Source organism: Pseudomonas sp. RA_35y_Pfl2_P32 (genome assembly GCF_963970735.1).
Lineage (GTDB): Bacteria > Pseudomonadota > Gammaproteobacteria > Pseudomonadales > Pseudomonadaceae > Aquipseudomonas.
Genome location: NZ_CAXAQF010000019.1, coordinates 58,518 through 79,350, shown reverse-complemented (window position 1 = coordinate 79,350; position 20,833 = coordinate 58,518). Strand labels below are relative to the sequence as shown.

16 protein-coding genes are annotated in these 20,833 nt (G+C 61.1%); 10 read left to right on the top strand and 6 right to left on the bottom strand.

Translation table 11 applies throughout. From position 1 onward, the window contains the following. Window positions 1–183 precede the first annotated feature (183 nt). Together AACY45_RS19605 and AACY45_RS19600 are read left to right on the top strand one after the other, a co-directional pair. Window positions 184–450 carry a hypothetical protein gene (locus tag AACY45_RS19605; RefSeq protein WP_339546991.1) on the top strand — a complete coding sequence of 89 codons (267 nt, stop codon included), beginning with the start codon at window positions 184–186 and terminating at the stop codon, window positions 448–450. A gap of 244 nt (window positions 451–694) precedes the next feature. Continuing rightward, window positions 695–1,951, top strand: coding sequence for a hypothetical protein (locus AACY45_RS19600; protein ID WP_339546989.1), 1,257 nt, complete (start codon window positions 695–697; stop codon window positions 1,949–1,951). Window positions 1,952–1,975: 24 nt separating this feature from the next. On the opposite strand, the gene zwf is transcribed toward AACY45_RS19600, so the two are convergent. Together zwf and gnd are read right to left on the bottom strand one after the other, a co-directional pair. Beyond that, window positions 1,976–3,496 carry a glucose-6-phosphate dehydrogenase gene (gene zwf, locus AACY45_RS19595; RefSeq protein ID WP_339546988.1) on the bottom strand — a complete coding sequence of 507 codons (1,521 nt, stop codon included), beginning with the start codon at window positions 3,494–3,496 and terminating at the stop codon, window positions 1,976–1,978. Beyond that, window positions 3,493–4,539, bottom strand: a complete 1,047-nt coding sequence (gnd, locus tag AACY45_RS19590; RefSeq protein ID WP_339546987.1) for a phosphogluconate dehydrogenase (NAD(+)-dependent, decarboxylating) — start codon at window positions 4,537–4,539, stop codon at window positions 3,493–3,495. The genes zwf and gnd overlap by 4 nt, the downstream gene beginning before the upstream one ends. 210 nt (window positions 4,540–4,749) lie before the next feature. Between gnd and AACY45_RS19585 the strand changes: the two genes are divergently transcribed. The 3 genes from AACY45_RS19585 to AACY45_RS19575 all read left to right on the top strand — a co-directional run bounded on the left by AACY45_RS19585 (window position 4,750) and on the right by AACY45_RS19575 (window position 9,231). Continuing rightward, window positions 4,750–4,917, top strand: a complete 168-nt coding sequence (locus AACY45_RS19585; protein WP_339546986.1) for a DUF6026 family protein — start codon at window positions 4,750–4,752, stop codon at window positions 4,915–4,917. Window positions 4,918–5,068: 151 nt separating this feature from the next. Continuing rightward, window positions 5,069–6,808 (top strand): phosphoethanolamine transferase CptA, encoded by a 1,740-nt coding sequence (locus tag AACY45_RS19580; protein WP_339546985.1) that lies wholly within the window; start codon window positions 5,069–5,071, stop codon window positions 6,806–6,808. Window positions 6,809–6,984: 176 nt separating this feature from the next. Beyond that, the gene (locus AACY45_RS19575) at window positions 6,985–9,231 is read left to right on the top strand and encodes a TonB-dependent siderophore receptor (RefSeq protein WP_339546984.1); all 2,247 of its coding nucleotides are present in this window, start codon (window positions 6,985–6,987) and stop codon (window positions 9,229–9,231) included. Between the two features lie 54 nt (window positions 9,232–9,285). On the opposite strand, the gene AACY45_RS19570 is transcribed toward AACY45_RS19575, so the two are convergent. Continuing rightward, a complete protein-coding gene (locus AACY45_RS19570; RefSeq protein WP_339546983.1) occupies window positions 9,286–9,777 on the bottom strand; it encodes a GNAT family N-acetyltransferase in 492 nt (163 codons plus the stop codon). Between the two features lie 108 nt (window positions 9,778–9,885). Continuing rightward, entirely contained in the window at window positions 9,886–11,004 is a 1,119-nt protein-coding gene (gene zapE, locus AACY45_RS19565; RefSeq protein WP_339546982.1) for a cell division protein ZapE, read from the bottom strand. 307 nt (window positions 11,005–11,311) lie between these two features. Here zapE and AACY45_RS19560 point away from each other — a divergent pair, with 307 nt between their 5' ends. From AACY45_RS19560 to AACY45_RS19550, 3 genes are read left to right on the top strand one after another with little or no spacing between them, the layout of a single operon-like run. Further along, a complete protein-coding gene (locus tag AACY45_RS19560; RefSeq protein ID WP_339546981.1) occupies window positions 11,312–12,784 on the top strand; it encodes a nucleobase:cation symporter-2 family protein in 1,473 nt (490 codons plus the stop codon). Between the two features lie 52 nt (window positions 12,785–12,836). Beyond that, window positions 12,837–13,310, top strand: coding sequence for an LEA type 2 family protein (locus AACY45_RS19555; protein WP_339546980.1), 474 nt, complete (start codon window positions 12,837–12,839; stop codon window positions 13,308–13,310). A 39-nt stretch (window positions 13,311–13,349) separates the two neighbouring features. After that, on the top strand, window positions 13,350–13,892 hold the full coding sequence (locus AACY45_RS19550) for a GNAT family N-acetyltransferase (RefSeq protein ID WP_339546979.1): 543 nt from the start codon (window positions 13,350–13,352) through the stop codon (window positions 13,890–13,892). 36 nt (window positions 13,893–13,928) lie between these two features. Here AACY45_RS19550 and AACY45_RS19545 read toward each other — a convergent pair whose 3' ends face one another. Next, a complete protein-coding gene (locus AACY45_RS19545) occupies window positions 13,929–14,180 on the bottom strand; it encodes a hypothetical protein (protein ID WP_339546978.1) in 252 nt (83 codons plus the stop codon). Window positions 14,181–14,345: 165 nt separating this feature from the next. Between AACY45_RS19545 and AACY45_RS19540 the strand changes: the two genes are divergently transcribed. Beyond that, window positions 14,346–14,663: a DUF883 family protein gene (locus AACY45_RS19540; protein ID WP_339546977.1), complete on the top strand. Its 318-nt coding sequence runs from the start codon at window positions 14,346–14,348 to the stop codon at window positions 14,661–14,663. Between the two features lie 170 nt (window positions 14,664–14,833). Here AACY45_RS19540 and AACY45_RS19535 read toward each other — a convergent pair whose 3' ends face one another. Beyond that, window positions 14,834–15,865, bottom strand: a complete 1,032-nt coding sequence (locus AACY45_RS19535) for an Ldh family oxidoreductase (RefSeq protein WP_339546976.1) — start codon at window positions 15,863–15,865, stop codon at window positions 14,834–14,836. A gap of 209 nt (window positions 15,866–16,074) precedes the next feature. Here AACY45_RS19535 and AACY45_RS19530 point away from each other — a divergent pair, with 209 nt between their 5' ends. Next, window positions 16,075–20,829, top strand: a complete 4,755-nt coding sequence (locus tag AACY45_RS19530; RefSeq protein WP_339546975.1) for a dermonecrotic toxin domain-containing protein — start codon at window positions 16,075–16,077, stop codon at window positions 20,827–20,829. Window positions 20,830–20,833: the final 4 nt, after the last annotated feature.

The following is a 20,833-nucleotide window of genomic DNA, read 5'->3' as shown; positions in this document are numbered from 1 at the left end:
GCGCCCACCTTTCATTCAGCTTTCAAAGTGCCCGTTCAACCCTGACATATGAAATAAAGTTTAAATTTCTTTCAATTATGTGTGACCTGCCCGGTGGTTGCGCGCATCAGTACAAGTAACCAGCCGAACGGTAAGCCCAACCGACGGCACATCACTTGATTGGGCACTACGAGAGAAGACCCCATGAACGCCCCGCTCCGTCTCAACGAAGCTCTTTTGATTGCCGACCACGCATTTACACCTTACCAATGCGTGGCCTGGGCTCCACAGGATGGCACCGGCGAACTGACGCTGACCGTGATCGACCGTACCAGCACCCCGATCGAACGCAAGCAAGTGCCGTGCAGCATCTACACCGACCCGGTGCAGCTCGAGACCCTGCTCAAGCAGGCCCGTGCCGAACTGAGCGAAGAAGGTTACCAGTTGCAATCCTGGACCATGCCGCAATAAAACAATGTGCGGGTCACTCTGGGGTGACCCGCCGGTTTATCGAAACAACTTCCTGCCCCTGCCGTCCTCTCGGTCGAGCCCGTGTTAGTTGGCCCGGAAAACTTCGGCTAATTGACGATCAACGGTCGATTTTCATCGTTAATCCTAACTTCGGTTCGCAAAGACACTGTTCTGGCACATTACGCCCCTACGCCTGTAATTTCTGACAGTTGTGCATTATTTGAATCAGCGCTTGAATGGCTTCTTGATCACATCCACCTCTTCAGCTCTGGATCAGGTCGACTCGCAAGGAAAAGCCTGGGTCGATTTCACCGGGAGCCTGTGGAGCCTGGCCAATGACGTTACCGTCGATGCCCAGGGGCGATTGCTGGTCGCGGCCAAGGTTGGCCTGGACCACGGCTGCCACTTCGGCCTGGCCCGCCTGCACCCGGACGGCTCGCCGGACTTGAGCTTCGGTACCCATGGCAGCCTGGTCGGACAATTCGAGCCAGGCCGGGAGTCCACCGGCGGCAAGGTGCATGCCCTGGCCGACGGACGCATCCTGCTGTCCGGCCTGGTGTATGAAAGCCCCCACCGCTCCCTCCCCACCCTCGCCCTGTTCGACCAACAGGGTCGCCCTGACCTTGCGTTCGGCGACCACGGCGTGCAGGTTGTGCGCCTGCCGGGCAACCTGTCCCTGGGCTTGCGTGACGCCTGGCTACCTCCCGGCGTACCCGGTGCCGAAGCCTGCGACGTTCAGGTACAGGCCGACGGGCGGATCCTGCTATTGGCCAATCACCATTACGAGTTTGCCGATCACGTCGGCATCCTGATCCGCCTGGAGCCGAACGGCAGACTGGACACCTCGTTCAATGGACGAGGTTTTGTCATGGTCCGCCATTTGCTGCTCAACACCTGGCTGTCCAGCATCCTGGTGCAGCAGGACGGCTCCATTGTGGTCGCCGGCTCCATCGACCTGCCCCAGGAAGGTTTGCTGGCACGTATTGATAAGGATGGCCACCTCGATAGCAGTTTTGCCGAACACGGCTTCCTGAGTTTCTCTGCCCAGGGACGCAGTGCCCAGCTCAGCCGGGTGGTGGAACACCCGGACGGCCATCTGCTGTGCTTTGGCAGCAGCCGCGACCCGATGCACTGCCTGTCCCTGAACGTACGCCACGATGGCCATCCCGACACCCGGTACAACGGGGGCCAGGCCCGTCTCACGCAGATCGCCCAAACCCCCAGCCAATGGACGGCGGCAGCCACCTGTGCGGATGGCCGGGCGCTCAGCGTGGGCGCCACCATTGGCGGCGTCGAGGCGGATTTCCTGATTGCCCGCCACCTGGCCGATGGTCGGCCGGATGTCGACTTCGGTGAAGGCAACGGCTGGGTCCGCACCCGCCTGGGACGCAGCCTGGACACCGCGACCTCACTGGTGGTGCAGGCGGATGAAGGTATCGTGGTCGGCGGCTACTCGCTGGACGGGCACTATCGGGCCGTGCTGGTGCGCTATCGAGGCTGATTCCGGGTGCCCGCCATCAACAGGTTAGCCCAGGCTGTGCCACACCCGCCCGTCGCGTGCCAGCAGTTCGTCGGCGGCGCTCGGGCCGTCGGTACCGGCGGCATAGGCCTGGACGCTGGCATCTTCTTGCCAGGCATCGAGGAAGGGTTGCACCGCGCGCCAGCCGTTCTCGATGTTGTCGGCGCGCTGGAACAAGGTCTGGTCGCCGGTCAGGCAGTCATAGATCAAGGTTTCGTAGCCCGTGGAGGGCTGCATTTCGAAGAAATCCTTGTAGGCAAACCCCAGTTCGATGTTGGCCATGTCCAGCGCCGGGCCCGGACGCTTGGCCAGCAAGTCGAACCACATGCCTTCATTGGGCTGGATCTGAATTCTCAGGTAAGTCGGTTGTAGCTCATCGACTTCCGTATCGCGAAACTGCGCATAGGGCGCAGGCTTGAAGCAAATGGCAATTTCGGTATCGCGCACACTCATGCGCTTGCCGGTACGCAGGTAGAACGGCACGCCGACCCATCGCCAGTTGTCGATCATCACTTTGAGCGCCACGAAGGTTTCCGTGTTGCTGTCGGGCGCCACCTTGGGCTCCTCGCGATAACCGGCCACCGGCTGGCCGCCGCTGTCTCCCGCGCTGTACTGGCCACGTACCGAGTTGGCACGCGCCTCAGCCGTGGACCAGGGACGAATCGCCCCCACCACCTTGGCCTTTTCGCCACGCACCGCATCGGCGCCAAACGCCGCCGGCGGCTCCATGGCAACCATGGCCAGCAGTTGGAACAGGTGATTGGGCACCATGTCGCGCAAGGCGCCAGTGTGCTCGTAAAAACTGCCACGGGTCTCAACACCGACGGTTTCCGCGGCGGTGATCTGTACGTGGTCGATGTAATGATTGTTCCAGAACGCTTCGAACAGGCTATTGGAGAACCGGCTGACCAGAATGTTCTGCACGGTTTCCTTGCCCAGGTAATGGTCGATCCGGTAGATCTGCTTTTCCGTCATCACCTTGAGCAGGCACGCATTCAAGGATTCGGCGGTGTGCAGGTCGGAACCGAAGGGCTTTTCGATCACCACCCGGCGGAAGGCCTCTTGGCTCTCCTCCAGCAGCCCGGCCGAACCGAGTTGGCGCACCACTTCGCTGAAGAAACGCGGCGCGGTGGCCAGGTAGAACACCGCATTGCCTGTGCCGCTCTCGGCGATTTTCGTCGCCAGCGCCTGGTAGGTGCCGGCGTCGAGAAAGTCACCCTGGACGTAGCTGATGCCCTTGGCCAGCTTGGCCCAGAGCGCCGGGTCCAGGGAGTCATGGCCGTTGCCGACCTTGCTCGCCGCCTCGTTGCGGATGAAGTCTTCGAGTTTTTTCGCGAAGTCGACATCGCTGATGGCATTGTGATCCACCCCGATGATCCGCAAGCCGTCCCCCAACAACCCGTCGCGACTGAGGTTGTACAGCGCCGGCATCAGCAAGCGCTTGACCAGATCGCCATGGGCACCGAACAGAAACAGCGTGGTCGGCGGTGCGGGTTGTGCCTTGGACTTCTTGCGGATCGAGGTCATTTTTTCGGGGTCTCGACGTGGCCACCGAAACCGAAGCGCTGGGCCGACAGGATCTTGTCACCGTACACACCCTGCTGGCGCGAGCGATAACGGGAGAACAGCGAGCTCGACAACACCGGTACCGGTACCGCCTGCTCCATGGCCGCCTCGATGGTCCAGCGGCCTTCACCGCTGTCGGCCACGGAACCGGAGTAACCCTCAAGCTTCGGATCGCTGGCCAGCGCATCGGCGGTCAGGTCCAGCAGCCACGACGAGACGACGCTGCCACGACGCCAGACCTCTGCGATATCGGCGACGTTCAGGTCAAACCGCTGGTCTTCCGGCAGGATTTCCGAGGATTTGGTCTTGAGGATGTCGAAGCCTTCGGCAAACGCCTGCATCATCCCGTATTCGATACCGTTGTGAATCATCTTCACGAAGTGCCCGGAACCGGCAGGGCCGGCGTGGATGTAACCGCGCTCGGCACGGTCATCGTCCGACACCCGGTCCTTGGTCCGCGGGATATCGCCCATGCCCGGGGCCAGGGCCTCGAACAACGGGTCCAGGCGTTTTACTTCCTCGGTGTCGCCGCCGATCATCATGCAGTAGCCACGCTCCAGGCCCCACACGCCGCCGGAGGTGCCGACGTCGATGTACTTCAGGCCTTTTTGCGCCAGGCTCTTGGCACGACGGATATCGTCCTTATAGAAGGTGTTGCCGCCGTCGATGATCACGTCACCGGCTTCGAGCAATTCACTGAGGGTGTCGATGGTGTCTTCGGTCGGTGCGCCAGCCGGCAGCATGACCCACACTGCACGCGGCTTGGCCAGGCCGGCCACCAGTGCCGGCAGGTCGGCAACGCCGGTCGCGCCTTCTTGAGCCAGGGTGTCAACGAACGCGGTGTTGCGGTCATAGACCACAGTGCTATGCCCGTTGAGCATCAGGCGCCGTGCAATGTTGCCGCCCATGCGGCCCAGTCCAATGATCCCTAATTGCATGTGCTGATGCTCCTTACTGCGAAAAAATGGTGTGCCAAAAGTCGATAGCGCCCCGGGCCCGGTCAAGCTTAGTCCAGTGCGCTGTTACATAGTTTCCGGGCATTTTGCCTGAACTATAGGGATAACGTCCCAAACGATGGCGAAGACACAGGGACAGCGCAAAATAAAAAAGTTCCATTCGAAGGCAAAAGAAACCAGAATCGCCGTCGAAAGTGGCTCCGCGCGCGTTTTCCCGCACCGGACCACCGTTGTCAGACACCATTTGCGAGGTGAGCAATGGGCACAGTAGCAAACGCACTGCCTGCACAAACCCTGTACGTTACCGTTCGACGTGACGAACTGCGCCAACTCAAGGCCGACCGCGAGCAGTTGCTCGAACAGGTTGCCCAGTTGCGCTTGCAGTTGGCCCAGGCGCAATTGCCCGAGCCTTCACTGACGCGCTGAACCGCCTTGCGCCCCGCCGACGAAAACTAACAATTTTTTCACATTAGCCTAAGGATACTTCGCCGTTTAAGTACGCCGCTCGCGCGCGCGTGAACCGCTGATGCCTGGACTTGCGCCAGTATCAGCAGTGATTAATCGGCTGGAGCGCTGAATGGCAATGTTTAAACGCAGCAGTACGCCAGCAAAAGGGTTTGATTGGGCAGGCTTGGGCTGGCTGTTCCTGTTCTTCTGGTATTTTTCCGGCATCACCCAACTACTGATCCTGTTGACCGGCACCTCGGGGTTCACCGGTTTCCGTCAGGCCTTCGTCATGAGCGCCATCTGGCTCGCGCCCATGCTGCTGTTTCCAGCCCGCACCCGCCTGCTCGCGGCGGTGATCGGTGTCGTGCTCTGGGCCTGTTCGATGGCCAGCCTGGGCTACTTCTTCATCTATCAGCAGGAATTCTCGCAAAGCGTCATCTTCATCATGTTCGAGTCGAACGTCTCGGAAGCCGGCGAGTACATGACGCAGTACTTTGCCTGGTGGATGGTGGCCGCGTTCCTCGCCCACACCGCCGTGGCCCTGTTCCTCTGGACCCGCCTGCGTCCGGTCTACCTGCCGCGCGGCAAGGCCGTGCTGGCAGCCACCGCAATCCTGGTCGCGGTCATCGGCTACCCACTGGTCAAACAGACTGCGCGCACCGGCAGCCTGGCCGCCGGCTACGAAAAATTCGAAACCCGAATCGAACCGGCAGTGCCCTGGCAGATGCTGGTTGCCTATCGCCGCTACGGCGAAACCCTGGCCAGCATGCAGGGCATGCTCGACAACGCCAGCCAGGTCCCACCGCTGCACAACTTCAAGGACTCGCTGGCCGGCCAGCCCGCGACCCTGGTCCTGGTGATCGGTGAGTCGACCAACCGCCAGCGCATGAGCCTGTACGGCTACCCGCGGCAAACCACCCCGGAACTGGACAAGCTCAAGGATCAACTGGCGGTATTCGACAACGTCATCACCCCGCGCCCCTACACCATCGAGGCGCTGCAACAAGTACTGACCTTCGCCGACGAAGAAAACCCGGACCTGTACCTCAAGACGCCATCGCTGGTCAGCGTGATGAAACAGGCCGGCTACAAGACCTACTGGATCACCAACCAGCAGACCATGACCAAGCGCAACACCATGCTCACCACGTTCTCCGAGCAGGCGGATGAGCAGGTCTACCTGAACAACAACCGCAACCAGAACGCCCGCCAGTACGACGGCGATGTACTGGAGCCGTTCACCAAGGCCCTGGCCGACAGTGCGCCGCGCAAATTCATCGTGGTGCACCTGCTGGGTACCCACATGAGCTACCAATACCGCTATCCATCGACCTACGACACCTTCAAGGATCGCCAGGGCGTACCGCCCGGGGTCAGTGACGATCAACTGCCGACCTACAACAGCTACGACAACGCGGTGCGTTACAACGACTTCGTAGTCTCCAGCTTGATCAAGGACTACGCCAGGACCGACCCGAACGGTTTCTTGCTGTACCTCTCCGACCATGGCGAAGACGTGTTCGACTCGGCGGGCCACAACACCCTGGGCCGTAACGAAGCCAAACCCACTGCGCCCATGTACACCATTCCGTTCATGGCCTGGGCCTCGCCGAAATGGCGGGCAACCCACGACTGGGATTTCACCGGCGACTTGCAGCGGCCCTACAGCAGCTCGCACTTGATCCATACCTGGGCTGACCTGGCCGGCTTGAGTTTCGACGAACTGGACCACAGCAAGAGCCTGGTCAGCGACCGCTTCAAGGCGCGCCCGCTGTTGATCGGCAACCCTTACGAGAGTGAGCAGAAGGCGCTGCTCGACTTCAGCCTGATGAAACCCAAGGCGCCTACCGCGGCCGTCGTCACACAATAAATATCCCCTGCGGGGGCCGGTCCCGGCCCCCGTCGTGTTGCTGGCGATGTGCCTCCCCCGCACCCTCCTCCCGAAGAAATATATTAATAATTATTCGCATTTGAACTAAATTTTCTGATCCTCCTTCGTCTTTGAGCCAACGGAATTTTTCCATCGAAGACAAGGAGTCGGCTGCGATGTTCGCGCCTATTACCCGTTCCATGACCTTGACCCTGGGCCTGTGCAGTCTCGCCCTGTGCCCTACCGCCCATGCGGACACCGAGCCGGATAAACAGCAGGAGCCTGCTGCCAAGGCGCTCGAGCTGGATACCACCAACGTCAATGCGCTGGGCCTGGGCACCACCACTGAAAACACCGACGCCTACACCACCGGTGCAATGAGCACGGCGACGCGGCTCAATCTCTCCATCAAGGAAACCCCGCAGTCGGTCTCGGTGGTCACCCGTCAGCAGATGGACGACTTCAAGCTCACCACCCTGTCCGAGGCCATGAGCCAGACCACTGGCGTGGTGGTCCAGCACAACGACTCCGACCGGGTCAGCTATTCCTCGCGCGGCTACTCGATCAACAACTTCCAGATCGATGGCATGCTCAACACCTTCGGGCGCATGAAGTCCGACTCGGACACCATCATCTACGACCGCATCGAAGTGGTCCGCGGCGCCACCGGCCTGACCACCGGCGCGGGCGATCCGTCGGCCACCATCAACATGGTGCGCAAGCGCCCGACCGCCCAATGGGAAGCCAAGACCGGCGTCAGCGGCGGCAGCTATGACGATTACTACAGCTACGTCGATGTCGGTGGCCCGCTGGCATTCGACGGCCGCCTGCGTGGCCGCAGCGTGCTGGCCTACCGTGACAGCCAATCGTTCCGCGACCACTACCAGCTGCAACGGGAAGTCGGCTACGGGATCCTCGAAGCGGACCTCACCGACGACACCGTGCTGGCGGTGGGTTACGACTATCAGGACAAGCAGGTCCAGGGCACGTCCTGGGGCACGGTGCCGTATTGGAAGTCCAACGGCGACAAGGCCAACCTGCCGCGCTCAACCAACATGGCGACCCAATGGAGCTCCTGGCCCCTGAAGGACAAGACCGCCTTCGCCAATCTCGATCAGAACCTGGGCAATGGCTGGCGCATGAAGGGCGCCTATACCTACCGGGAGAGTGACACCGACGGCAAGGTCTACTACGGCGGTGGCGGCTTCCCCAACGACGACCGCAGCGGCATGGTTGCCTACCGCAGCCACATGAAGGGCGAGCAGAAGATGGAAGTCTATGACTTCAACTTCGCTGGCCCCTACCCGTTGCTCGGGCGCGAGCACGAGTTGATGGTCGGCTATGGCGAAGCCGAGCGCAGCGCGTCCAACCCGTACCTGGTGTCTTCGCCGACCCCGCCGGGCTACGACAACATCGCCGACTGGAAGTACATGGGCAACATCGCCAAGTTCCGCGACACCGACACCGGTATCGAAGGCTCGAACGACAGCACCAAGCAAAAAGCCGGTTACCTGGCCACCCGCCTGAGCCTGGCCGAGCAGTGGCATGCGGTCCTGGGCAGCCGGTATGGCAGCTGGAAAACCGACAGCAACGCCTACACCTTCAACGACCAGTACCAGCGCACCGGCAACGATCACAGCAGCCAGACGCAAAACGACGTGTTCACCCCCTACGCCGGCTTGCTGTACGACATCACCCCCGAGTACACGGCTTATGTCAGCTACACCGACATCTTCAAGCCGCAGACCGAGCGTGATTCGAGCCGCAAGTACCTGGACCCTATCGTCGGCCAGAACTATGAACTGGGGCTCAAGGGCAGCTTGCTCGATGAGCGTCTGAACGTTGCCACGGCGGTGTTCTGGAGCAAGCAGGACAACGTCGCCGAACTGGATGACTCGGTGCGACCGGACCCGACCACCGGTGAAGACTTCTACAAGTCCGGCGGCAAGGGCAACAAGGTCAACGGCTTCGAGGCCGAGGTATCGGGTGAGGTAATGCCGGGCTGGAACATGACAGCCGGCTACACCTACACCCACTCAAAAAACGGTGAAGGTGAGCGCAACAACACCAACCAGCCGTTGAACATGCTGCGCATCTCGACGGCTTATCGCCTGCCGGGTGAATGGAGTGCGTTGACGGTGGGTGGCGCGGTGAACTGGCAGAGCGACATCTACGAATTCGCCAGCCGCCCTGTCGGGCGCGATGCCGATGGCGACATCGTGACCAAGGAAACCCGGATCAACCAGAACAACTACTCGGTGGTCAAGCTGATGTCGCGCTACGAGTTCGACAAGCACCTCACCGCCTCGTTGAACGTCGACAACCTGTTCGACGAGAAGTACTACGACAACGTTGGCTTCTACAACGGCGTGTTCTGGGGTGACCCACGCACCGTCACCTTGAGCCTGGACTACAAACTCTAACCCACAGCCCTGTAGGAGCGAGCCGGGCTTCGTTCCTACAGGGCGGGAGAGGGTTTACAGGGGTTTGATCCAGAACAGCATCCGCCCGTGCTCCGGGTCGAACATGCCGGGGGCAAAGCCAAACTTGTCATACGCCGCCTGGGCAACGGCATTGCCTTCCAGCACTTCCAGGGTGATCTTGCAGCAGCCACGCTGACGGGCAATCTCCTCGACCTTGAGCAACATCTTCTGACTCAGCCCCAGACCGCGAAACTTGTCGACCACTGCAACGTCATGGACGTTGACCAGCGGGCGACAGGCAAAGGTCGAAAACCCCTCGAAACAGTTCACCAGCCCGGCCGGTTCGCCATTGACGAAGGCCAGGACACTGAACGCATGGGGTCGTTTGGCCAGTTCGCCGGGTAATTGCTGCAACACGTCGGCCGGCAAGGGTGTGCCACCGCCCATCGGGTCTTGTGCGTAGTGGTCCAGTACCACACCGATGGCTTCGGCGTGAGTCGGGTTGCTGTAGCTGGCCTGGAGTACCAGGATGTCTGCGGATTCCATTTCCTTCCTCGATCTAACGATAAGCGGGCATCCCTGCGGGGTTCGCCTGGGGCCATCGACATTACCCTGTGGCGCCCGCCCGGACAACAGCGACGGGCTCGGGGGGGGTCAGGCTTGGGCAAAACGCCGCAACTGCATCTCCTTCAAACGGCTCAAGGTGCGGCGAAAGGCAAATTCCAGGTAGCCCTCGGTATACAGTTGATCCATCGGCACCTGCGCCTCCAGGTACAACGGGACCTTGCGGTCGTAGCATTCATCGACCAAGGCAATGAAACGCCGCACGCTGTCATCGTGGACCGACAACTGCGGCAACTCGCGGTCACCGGCAGCGACACGCACGCTACCATCTTCGGTCCCGCGGGCGATCCGCCCGGGGCGTTGCCGGGCGCTGAGATTGGGCACTTCGCTGATCAGAATCGCGCTGAAGCGATCACACAGCGCCATGAAATCCATGGCGGCCAACGGTTGCTCGCAGAGGTCGGCATAACGGCACCAGAGCACCTTGTCACTGGCCTGGACCACCGCCACCGTGCGGTAACCGATGCTCACCGGCGCACTGGACACCGGCTGGCCCGCGGTCAGTTCGGCAAAGACCTGACCCAGCCCTGCGGGCTCACCTGCCTCGCTAACCCAATAGCGCTGCAGATTCACCCCCGGGTGCAAGCGGTGATCCTCACCGCCGTCCACCGCCACCACCTGCATATGCGCCTGGATCGCGGCAATCGCCGGCACAAAACGGTCACGGTTGAAGCCATCCGCATACAACTGCTCGGGTGGCTGGTTGGACGTGCAGACCAGCACCACGCCTTCATCGAACATCACCTGGAACAACCGGCCGAGGATCAGCGCGTCACCAATGTCATTGACGAACAGCTCATCAAAACACAGCACCCGCACCTCCCGGCTCAACTCCCGGGCCAACGCCCGCAACGGGTCGGCGGTGCCGGTCAGTTGAAACGAACGCTGATGCACCCAAGCCATGAAATGATGAAAATGTTGCCGCCGCGCCGCCACCCGCAGGGTCTGGTAGAACTGATCCATCAACCAGGTCTTGCCTCGCCCCACCGGCCCCCACAGATAAACCCCAGTGATCGGCGCCTGGCCTTGATGCAGGGCCTGGTGACACGCCTGCAACGCCAGCACCGCACGTTCCTGCGCGGCGTCGGCAACAAAACCCTGCTGACGGATGGCTGATTGATAAGCGCTGAGGGGTGAATCGAAGGTCATGGTGGCCCGGGGACAGTGCGGAAAAACCCGGAGTATCGCATGCCCTTGGCGATAGTTTGCCAGATGCCTAGCACACACCGGCCGGTAGGCCGCCTCGCCCACCCTTACCTCTCAGGCCAACTCGCAGGTCGCCGTGCTTTGAATTTTGTTCCACCTGCCGCAAAGGATATGAGCACCAAGTTCAAGCACCAGTCTGGCGTTGGCGACACAACGTTCAATGCTCTAGTGGGTTAGCGCTTCTGGCGGGTGCCCCTTTCTGGCATCCTGCGCCTCCATTTTCTGACCTGGCCTAATTGGCATTCTCCCCGTGACCTCATCTGACCACGCAAAAACTGCCCTGCGTTCCGACCTGATTTACGGCCTGTACGACCGTCCCCACTTCACCGCGACCGTGTTTGCCGCGCTGCAGCACGTGCTGGCGAGCTTTGTCGGGATCATCACCCCGACGCTGATCATGGGCAGCGCCCTGGGGCTGCAGAGTGAAATTCCCTACCTGATCAGCATGGCCTTGTTCGTTTCCGGCCTCGGCACCTTCGTCCAGGCGCGCCGCTTCGGCCCGGTCGGCTCCGGCCTGCTGTGCCTGCAAGGCACCAGCTTCTCGTTCATCAGCGTGATTCTCAGCGCCGGCTTCATGGTCAAGGCACGGGGTGGTGGTACCGATGAAATCCTCTCGACGATTTTCGGCGTGTGCTTTTTTGCCGCGTTCATCGAGGTGGTACTGAGCCAATTCATCGGCAAGCTGCGCATGCTAATCACCCCGGTCGTCACCGGCACCATCATCACGCTGATGGGCCTGTCGCTGATCAAGGTGGCCATGACCGACATCGCCGGCGGCTTTGGCGCGACTGACCTGGGTGGCGCTCACCATTTGCTGCTGGCCGCCCTGGTGCTGGGCACTATCGTGGTGCTGAACCGGGTCGACGTGCCGTTCCTGCGCCTGGGGGCCATCGTCATCGGCCTGACACTGGGTTACCTGGTGGCCTGGCTGATGGGCGACGTCGACTTTGCCAACATGACCGCCGTGCCCCTGATGAGCGTGCCGGTGCCGTTCAAGTACGGTTTCAACTTCGACTGGGTGGCGTTCATTCCGATAGCGGTGATTTTCCTGGTCTCGCCCTTGGAGGCGGCCGGCGACCTGACGGCCAACTCGATGATCTCGCAACAACCGGTCAAGGGCCCGCTGTACATCCGCCGGATCAAGTCCGGACTGCTGGCCGACGGCCTCAACTCGGCGATGGCGGCCGTGTTCAACAGCATGCCGATGGTGACCTTCGCCCAGAACAACGGGGTGATCCAGTTGACCGGCGTCGCCAGCCGCTACGTAGCGTTTTTCATTGCCGGCCTGCTGGTGTTGCTGGGGTTGTTCCCGATGATCGGCGCGGTGTTGCAACTGATGCCCAAGCCGGTGCTGGGCGGCGCGGAACTGGTGATGTTCGGCACGGTGGCCGTGGCCGGGATCAAGATCCTCGCCGAGGCCGGGTTGCACCGGCGCAACATGCTGATCGTGGCCATTTCCCTGGGCATGGGCCTGGGCGTGGCCGCGGTGCCGGAAGTGCTGCGCGAGTTGCCCAAGGCATTGCACAACATCTTCGAGTCACCGATCACCGTCGGCGCATTGTGCGCTATCGTGCTGAATATCTTTTTGCCCGAGGCGTTCATCGAGCTGGAAGAGGACGACTTCGACCCGGAAGCCTCGATCCTCCAGGTCATGGAAAACCCCGATGTCAGCCACCCAGGTGAACCGCTCAAGCCCACAGCAGTCCCATCCCTGAAGCGCTAACCCGCTGGGGGTCGAGCCGCTGGCGGTTCGGCCCTTGTTGATGAGAGCCCCCATGCGCCGATCCTTCTTTACCGGCCTTGCCCTGTTGTTGCTCAGCCTGAGTGGCTGCGCGCTGTTTCCCGATCGCGACCCGTTGAACGTCAACGTGGTCGGCCTCGAGCCGCTGCCAAGCCAGGGCCTGGAGGTGCGATTTGCGGTCAAGATCCGCCTGCAGAACCCCAACGACAACCCGATCGACTACAACGGCGTCGCCCTGAGCCTTGAGGTCAACGGCCAGCCACTGGCCACCGGCGTCAGTGACCAGCACGGCTCGATCCCGCGTTATAGCGAAGCGCTGATCAGCGTGCCGGTGAGTATTTCGGCGTTCTCGGTGATGCGCCAGGGACTGGGGCTGAGCCAGACCCAGTCCCTGGACAACCTGCCCTACGTACTGCGCGGCAAATTGGCCGGCGGCCTGTTTGGCACCCAGCGTTTTGTCGACAGCGGCCAATTGAGCCTGGCCGGCCCGACAACCGGCGCCCGCTGACGCCGCGTTCCCCATCACACCAAGGAGGTGGATTCAGATATGGCCCCATACCCCACGCTGTACACCGAGCGCTTGATCCTCACGCCGCTGGAACTCGCCGATGCCCCGGCCATCCAGCAGCAGTTCGCCCACTGGGACGTGGTGCGCTACCTCAATGCCCTGGTGCCCTGGCCGTATCCACCGGACGGTGCCTTGAGCTACCTGCGCGACATCGCCCTGCCGGCGATTGCCCGGGGCGAGGAGTGGCATTGGTCGATTCGCTTGAAGTCGGCCCCCGAGCAACTGATCGGCAACATCAGTCTGATGGACGAACAGGACAATAACCGGGGGTTCTGGTTGGGCACCGCGTGGCAAGGCCAGGGGCTGATGGCCGAAGCCTCGGTCGAGGTCACCCGCTACTGGTTCCAGGACCTTGGCCGCGAGTTCATGCGAGTGCCCAAGGCCTCGCCCAACCTGGCGTCACGCCGACTCTCGGAACGCAGCGGCATGCACCTGATCCGGGTGGACGAAGGCAACTTTGTCGGCGGCCGTTATGCCCGGGAAACCTGGGAAATCACCCGCGAACAATGGCTGCGCCTGTAGCAGCTGGCGCAGCCTGCGTTGGGGTGCCCGCAGCGTTTACTTCGCCGCCATCAAGCGGTTGACTTCGCTGCGCACCATATTGGCGTATTCCGGTGGTGACATGGCGTCCAGCTCCGAACGGACCCATTCGGCCCATTTGCCTTTGCGCTTGGCGCGCTCACCGAACAGACGGGCCGCTTCACCTTTGGATTTGCCCAGGTTGCTCTGCCAGAGGTCGAACAGACGGGACTTTTCATCTTCAAGCGCGGCGCGCTCGGCAAGGGGCTTGTCGGCCAGATTGAAGCTCATGAGAGTTACCTGCTGCATAAAATAGGCGACATCTTACACTGTAGGTGGAAATCTCCGGCGATGGATTTACCCGGACCACTGGCCATCGCAGAAAAAATCTGCAACTTTTGTCCGCCGCCTACACTCCATTGTTCACTGTCCCTTTACCTTGCAAGGAGTTACCCGATGGCCCGAAAAACTGCCACCCAGGCTCAAGAAGAGCAAATCAAGGATCAGGCGTTCAGTGAGCTGCACGCGCTGATCGAAGAGTCGGAAAAGCTCCTCAAAAGCAGCGCCACCCTGGTCGGTGAGGAAGCCGAGACCCTGCGCGGGCAAATTGCCCTGAAACTGCAGCAGGCTCGCGACTCGGTTACCAGCGTTCGCGAACGCACCCAGCCGGTGGTCGATGCCACCGAAACCTACATCGGCGGGCACCCTTGGCAAACGGTGGCGATCTCCGCCGGGTTTGGCCTGGTGGTGGGATTGTTGCTGGGGCGCCGTTGAGCCCCGCAAGAGACTGCCGACTGTAGGTGTAGGCTCATGCGGTGACTGGGGTCTGGTGGACGCAGGACTTGTAGGAGCGAGCTTGCTCGCGAAGCACTCAAGAACAACGCGTCCATCCAGGCACTGCTCGTCATCGTTGACGACCATCGCCGGCAAGCCGGCGCCTACAGTCAGTCCTCAGCCAGGGCGCGTAACTGCGCCAAGGTTTCATCCTCCAGCACTATGCCTGCCGACTCAGCTTTACGCCGTTCGCGATGACGGCGGTCACCCGGCAATCGGTGCAGGCCGACAGCGTGCATCTGCCGTACCAGTTCCTGGCTGCGCTCGGCAAAGTTCTGCCCCGCCGCCTTGCTCGGGTCGATGACAATCAGCAACTGCCCGGTCCACGGGGTTTTTGCTCCCGGGTGGTTGGACCAGTCAAATTCGAACGAGAAATTCCCCCCCGTCAACGCCGCCGCCAGCAGTTCGACCATCATCGACAGCGCCGAACCTTTGTGCCCGCCAAACGGTAACAACGCACCGCCCTCCAGGATCGCTTTCGGGTCGGTGGTCGGCTGGCCCAGGCTGTCCACCCCCATGCCCGGCGGCAAATGTTCGCCCTTGCGCGCCGCGATCTGCACATCGCCGTGGGCGATGGCGCTGGTGGCCAGGTCAAAGACGATGGGCTCGCCATCTGCCCGGGGCGCGGCAAAGGCGATGGGGTTGGTGCCAAACAAAGGGCGGTCGGCGCCATGGGGCACCACGCAGGTCATGCTGTTGACCACGCTGAGGGCCACCAGGCCCTCATAGGCAAAAGGCTCGACGTCCGGCCAGAGCGCCGCGAAGTGATGGGAGTTGCGGATCGCCATGACTGCGATCCCGGCACTGCGGGCTTTCTCCACCAGTAACGCACGGCCGGCGGCCAGCGCCGGCTGGGCGAAGCCGTTTTGCGCATCGACCCGCACGAACCCCGCGGCCACATCTTCCACCACCGGGACCGCCTGTCCGTTGACCCAGCCGCTATTGAGCGTCGAGACATACCCCGGGATGCGGAACACCCCATGGCTATTGGCGCCATCGCGTTCGGCCCCGGCACAGTTGTTGGCCAGCACCGCGGCGACTTCGGCACTGGTGCCATGGCGCAGAAAAATCGCCTGCAGAAGATTCACCAGTGCTGGGTACGACACCGCATGGGAGGCAGCTTGATCGTGTGACACAGACATCTGAAGCTCCAGATTTTTTATTGGAGGGGGCAACAGCGTGGAGGAATCTGAGGCGCTGATTAAACACCCCCTAACGCGCCCGCTGTCAACCGTCATCAGGCGCCCCACAGCGGCCTAATTATCTACCGCCCTGTGCCGTCTCGGTCACCTTAGCCTTTGGACTTTTCCCCTGCGACGCAAAGTCGTCGCGTCCAACCGAGACAAGCACCATGACCGACCAGCCCCTGCCGCTGTTTTTCCCTGAAGCCCTGCAAGACATCAAAGTCCTCAGCCCGCGGTTACGGGCCCTGGGTTTCACCCTCGCTGACCTGGCCTGGCTACGCAATGTTGAACTGGCCACCCATGCGCAACGCGTGGCACAAACACCACCGATGACCGTCGAAAACATCATGCTCAAGGTCGGCGACACAGACGACCAGCCTCTGGTGGGTAGTTTCATGCTGCACCCAACGCCAGGTGACCATCAGGCCGTTCTCTATACCCCCTATGGCGGGCTGCGCACCTTTGCTGACCGCCAGACACTGCTGCAAACGCTGAGCAATACCCTCAAGGAGACAGCCCGGGTCGACGTATTACGCTTTCTACCCATCGCCCGACGCGAGGCCTTGAGCAAAAACGCCGCGCTCACCCTGACCGGCCAGGTCATCGACGGCCTGGTCTTCGACAACCAGGCTGAGGCGCTCAAGCAAAGTCATCGTGACAACATCACCACCATGCTCGATCAACTGAACCCATTGCCGACCTTGACCGCAATGCTCAACCAATTGCTCAGCAACGAGTTGCGTTCACGCTTTCCCGGGATGGATCAAAGCGCCACCCGTGTCCGCTACTCGCCTGTGACCTCGGCCGGTGCAACGTCACAGACCTCTACCGCGCGCAGCCAGTTGGACCCCGAGACGCTCAGTGATGCATTACTGCGCCTGTACCTGCATCCGACATGGCCCTCGGTCCAGGTCCGGCAGTTTTCCAACCCGCAACAGGCCTCGTCTACGCAAAACCCGGTCCATCAACAACAGTGGGAACAGGCACTCCAGAAGATTTCAGGCGACTTGCCGGCAATGCTCGAAGGCCTGCTCCAAACCTATTGGGCAACCGACGTCAGCCCCGCGGTTTCACGTCGGCAGTTTTTTGCCCGGGCCCTGGGTGACAAGGCCCGCATGGACCTGTTGCTCAAGCGTCAGAACGCAATCATCAGCCCCGAACAAAGCCAGACAATCACCGCGCTCCTCGACCACCCAGACAGCAGCCCTGCGCAAGTGCAGAAAATTCGCCTCTGGGAACACCGCGAGAACTTCGTGGAACTGGCCGCCAGCCTGATGCTGAGCAATGAATCCATGGCCTGCCTGTATACCCAGCCCGCAGGCTGGCAGGTGCTGAAAAACAGCGCAGACATCAAGCAAGCCCTAAGCAGCATGGCCACGGCCAGGGGGCACGAAGATGCACTGTATAGCCTGCTGACCCTGCGTGAGCGCGATGTGTTTCTCGGTTTCGACCAGCCTCAAGTGTCGGGCCAATCCATTCCCGGCGCGGTGTTCGAGGGCATGGTCGACGACATCATTGCCAAACAAAAGGACAACATCACCTACGCGCTGCAGACCTGCCGGAACACTGCGGGCGCCTTTGATATCCAGTCATTATTCGATCAGGCACTGGATGTGCGTAGTCTGCTCGACAGCTCGTTGCTCGAAGCCACGGCCAGCCAGCGTTGGGGCACCCGATCGATCGCCTCGGGGGCCCAGCGTCCGTCGATCGTACTGGCGGTACAAGCCGCCCTGACGACCAAGAAAATTCAAAGCGCTCAAGCCTCCCTTGATCGCAAATTCGCCACGGACACCTCCACCGGTGCCGAACAACAAGGGACTTTTCTCGCTTCGATCAAGCCGCAGTTGGCCCATGCCATGTCAGTGGGAATACGCGATGAAGCAAGGCTGCGCATGCTTGAAAAAACACTGCAGGCAGACGAGAAAGCCATCGTCGACACCGTACTCAACCCCGACAAGCCGACCCGTGAACAACGCAACACACTCAACGGGTTTCGCCCGGATGCCTGGTCACTGACCCTTGAGTGCGCGGACAAAAAAGACCTGATCCCCCTGGCCAACTGCTTTCTGCTCACCGAACGTGGAGGGCTGAATACGGCCCTTTCCGGTCGGGCGATCCTCTGGACGCCCGGGGCCGGGCTGGAATGCTTCGACGGCGTCGACCATGTCAAAGATCAGTTGAAACAACGTCTCCTGGACCCGCAGCAACGCTTGTTGCTACTGGAAAATGTGCCCTGCTCACAGTACCGCCCGCACCGCGCTTACACGCTCGGGGCGTTCCGACTGATCGAAAGAAACGTTCTTCACGACCGACAGCAATCGGCCATTGAGCAGTATCTGGAGGCAAGAAAGCACACCCTTTCATTAAACCTGCCCGCCACCTCGGTGCAGTCTGATCTTGAGCGGCACCGGCGTGCCCCGACTGCGCTCAACCTGGACCGGGCCACACAACTTGCCCAGGCAATCATTACCCGCCAGGCGCTACCGCTCTGGCTCGGGACTGCCGCCAACCGTGACCTGCAGCACCATGTCGAACTGCTGGAGCAGTTGCGACACAGTATTGCCGAGGGAAAAGACTACCTGCACGGCATCAGCCCATTGTCCGACTATGTCCGCCAACGCTTACAACCACTGTTGCAGGCACGATTCCCGGGGACCGCCCTGGATCCGGATCAACTGTGGGTGACCCCCCACCCGACCCTGGCGATCCCTGCACAATCGCTGACCGATTTCGCCTTGAACCCAACCCATGTCGTGCTGGAGACCGACTTCAGCATCACTTCAAGCACCGCGCAGACGCTGCCCACGGACCTCACGCTCAGTGAAGTCAGAAAGCTGCTGCTGCAACTGGATATCAAGACCGCCTACCGACAGCTTCTGACAGACACGCTGGCCAACGCCTCGACACAGATGACCACCCGCCAACAGCGCTTCCTCAGGCAAGTGCCCTGGCAATTGCTGCTGCACGCCCACGCACTGAAACTTCAAGGTAATCTCAGCGAGCGCGGATACAACCTGGTTCAACAGGTGCTGGACATGCCCGACGGCGTTGCACGCGCCACCGTAGCCGGCGCCAATGCCATCATTCGCCCCGTGGAATTGATTGCGACCGAAGGGGCTGCAGTGGTCAAGGTCCCCGGGATGTACCTGATCGGCGAAGCCGCACGCGGGCCGCAGATCCTCTATGCACCGTATGACGAACAACTGGGAATCACCGAGTACACCGATGAAGCCGCCTTTGTCGACGCCCTGAACCTGCCGGGTGCCTTGCAGGACCTGGTAATCCGGCGTCTACCTGACCCGTACAAGGCGACCTACAGAAATCTACTGGTGAACAGTCGCGATACCGACATTCATCTGGCGTGCAACCTGATCGAGGGCAACCTGCTGCACCGACTGTTCATCGATAACCACGCGCTGTTGTCACAGATGCTCGACAGTCAGTCGCAGCGCAACGAGCAAGCCGACTGGGAAACACTCAAAGCCGTGTTCGGCACAGGCGTTCGCTACGCCATTCGATTTCTCCCAGGCAAACTGGCGATCCCTGTACTGCTGTGGCAAAGCTTCAACTCCTTCAAGGAGTCGGCCGAAGCGCTGCAGGATCATCACTGGCGGAGCGCGCTTCACACCTTCATTAATGGTGTGGCGCAGTTGGTGATGCTGGGCAAACTATTGCCTGAACCTGGCGAAACCCGCATTGACCCGAACACCCCTGCCGAGGGCAAGGTCGATGTCACCGCACCCGCCCGCACCCGCTTGCAACCCTTTGAGGCCACGAGCGTGGAGCTGTGCCAATCAGGTACTCCAGCGGCGGATGGCACCTGGCTCGACAGCGCCTCCCAGCATCACTATGCCCCCATCCAGGGCAAGGTGTATCGGATCGATCAGCGCGCTGCGGCACCGCGTATCGTCAATGCCGAGCACCATGGCCCCTATGTGCACAACAGTGGCACGCAATGGACGCTGGACCCGGATGTCCATAGCGTTCACGACGGCAAGGCCCTGTCGACGTTGCACAACAAATATCAAACCAGGGCCGTAGTGCGCAGAGTCATCAACATCGAGGCGCAAGGCATGGAAGCCATCCGTCGACTCTACCCGGACAAAGCCCGGCAGATCGTGCAGGCCCTGGATCTGGCGCGTTTCTACGCCTTCAACAGCTTGCACAATCTGGCCCAACTGAAAACCGGTCTGGGCAGCTCACGGCTGGAGGTTTTTTTCAAAGAGTTCTTTGATGTCGCGACTGTCGATACGGCCCTCCTGAAGAAGATCAAGACCACCATCGTGCCGCTGTGCCAGGCGCTCGTTGACCCGACCCTGGATCAGCTCGATCACAAGCGTTTTGTCGTCGGCACCACGTGTGCCTGCGCCGAAGAGCGGGTGATCGCCTTTGTCCTCAGCGAAGATCGGCAGCAAAAAGTGCACTTCACCGAGTACTTCTTCGATCAACAGCTGGATCGATACGAAGGCGCACTGACGCAGTCCTTTGACATCGAAGCCCACGCTCAGGCCGCCACACTGATCCATGAGTTTTCCCATCTGTTCTCCAAGACCTTTGACATTGCCACGGTGGAAGCCAGAAGACCCTTCAGTGACTTGATTTCCACCCTTTCACCGCCAGACCGTTTGCTCAAAGCTACGCAGGAACAGTTTCAACGCGAGGCACTGTCCATGAACACGCCGGTCGCTGAACTGTTCGCCTATTGGAATCGAAAATTGCAAACCTGGGAGGACGTTCCCGCGACCCACAGCCTCCACGCGTTGATAAAGACAACCACTGGCACCGACAACATGGCTGCGGCGCGCAGGGCATTTCTTGATCCTGTCTCTGCCGATCGACGCATTGACACCATCCTGCGTAATGCCGATTCAGTGGCACGGCTGGTGTGTGAAATGGGCCGACGCCTCGATCCGGTCCCGTAAATTG

Bases quoted from the DNA above. Each gene is read 5' to 3' on its own strand.
- AACY45_RS19605 (WP_339546991.1), top strand. From the start codon at position 184: ATGAACGCCCCGCTCCGTCTCAACGAAGCTCTTTTGATTGCCGACCAC.
- zwf (WP_339546988.1), bottom strand. From the start codon at position 3,496: ATGACCTCGATCCGCAAGAAGTCCAAGGCACAACCCGCACCGCCGACC.
- AACY45_RS19585 (WP_339546986.1), top strand. From the start codon at position 4,750: ATGGGCACAGTAGCAAACGCACTGCCTGCACAAACCCTGTACGTTACC.
- AACY45_RS19580 (WP_339546985.1), top strand. From the start codon at position 5,069: ATGGCAATGTTTAAACGCAGCAGTACGCCAGCAAAAGGGTTTGATTGG.
- AACY45_RS19575 (WP_339546984.1), top strand. From the start codon at position 6,985: ATGTTCGCGCCTATTACCCGTTCCATGACCTTGACCCTGGGCCTGTGC.
- AACY45_RS19570 (WP_339546983.1), bottom strand. From the start codon at position 9,777: ATGGAATCCGCAGACATCCTGGTACTCCAGGCCAGCTACAGCAACCCG.
- zapE (WP_339546982.1), bottom strand. From the start codon at position 11,004: ATGACCTTCGATTCACCCCTCAGCGCTTATCAATCAGCCATCCGTCAG.
- AACY45_RS19555 (WP_339546980.1), top strand. From the start codon at position 12,837: ATGCGCCGATCCTTCTTTACCGGCCTTGCCCTGTTGTTGCTCAGCCTG.
- AACY45_RS19550 (WP_339546979.1), top strand. From the start codon at position 13,350: ATGGCCCCATACCCCACGCTGTACACCGAGCGCTTGATCCTCACGCCG.
- AACY45_RS19545 (WP_339546978.1), bottom strand. From the start codon at position 14,180: ATGAGCTTCAATCTGGCCGACAAGCCCCTTGCCGAGCGCGCCGCGCTT.
- AACY45_RS19540 (WP_339546977.1), top strand. From the start codon at position 14,346: ATGGCCCGAAAAACTGCCACCCAGGCTCAAGAAGAGCAAATCAAGGAT.
- AACY45_RS19535 (WP_339546976.1), bottom strand. From the start codon at position 15,865: ATGTCTGTGTCACACGATCAAGCTGCCTCCCATGCGGTGTCGTACCCA.
- AACY45_RS19530 (WP_339546975.1), top strand. From the start codon at position 16,075: ATGACCGACCAGCCCCTGCCGCTGTTTTTCCCTGAAGCCCTGCAAGAC.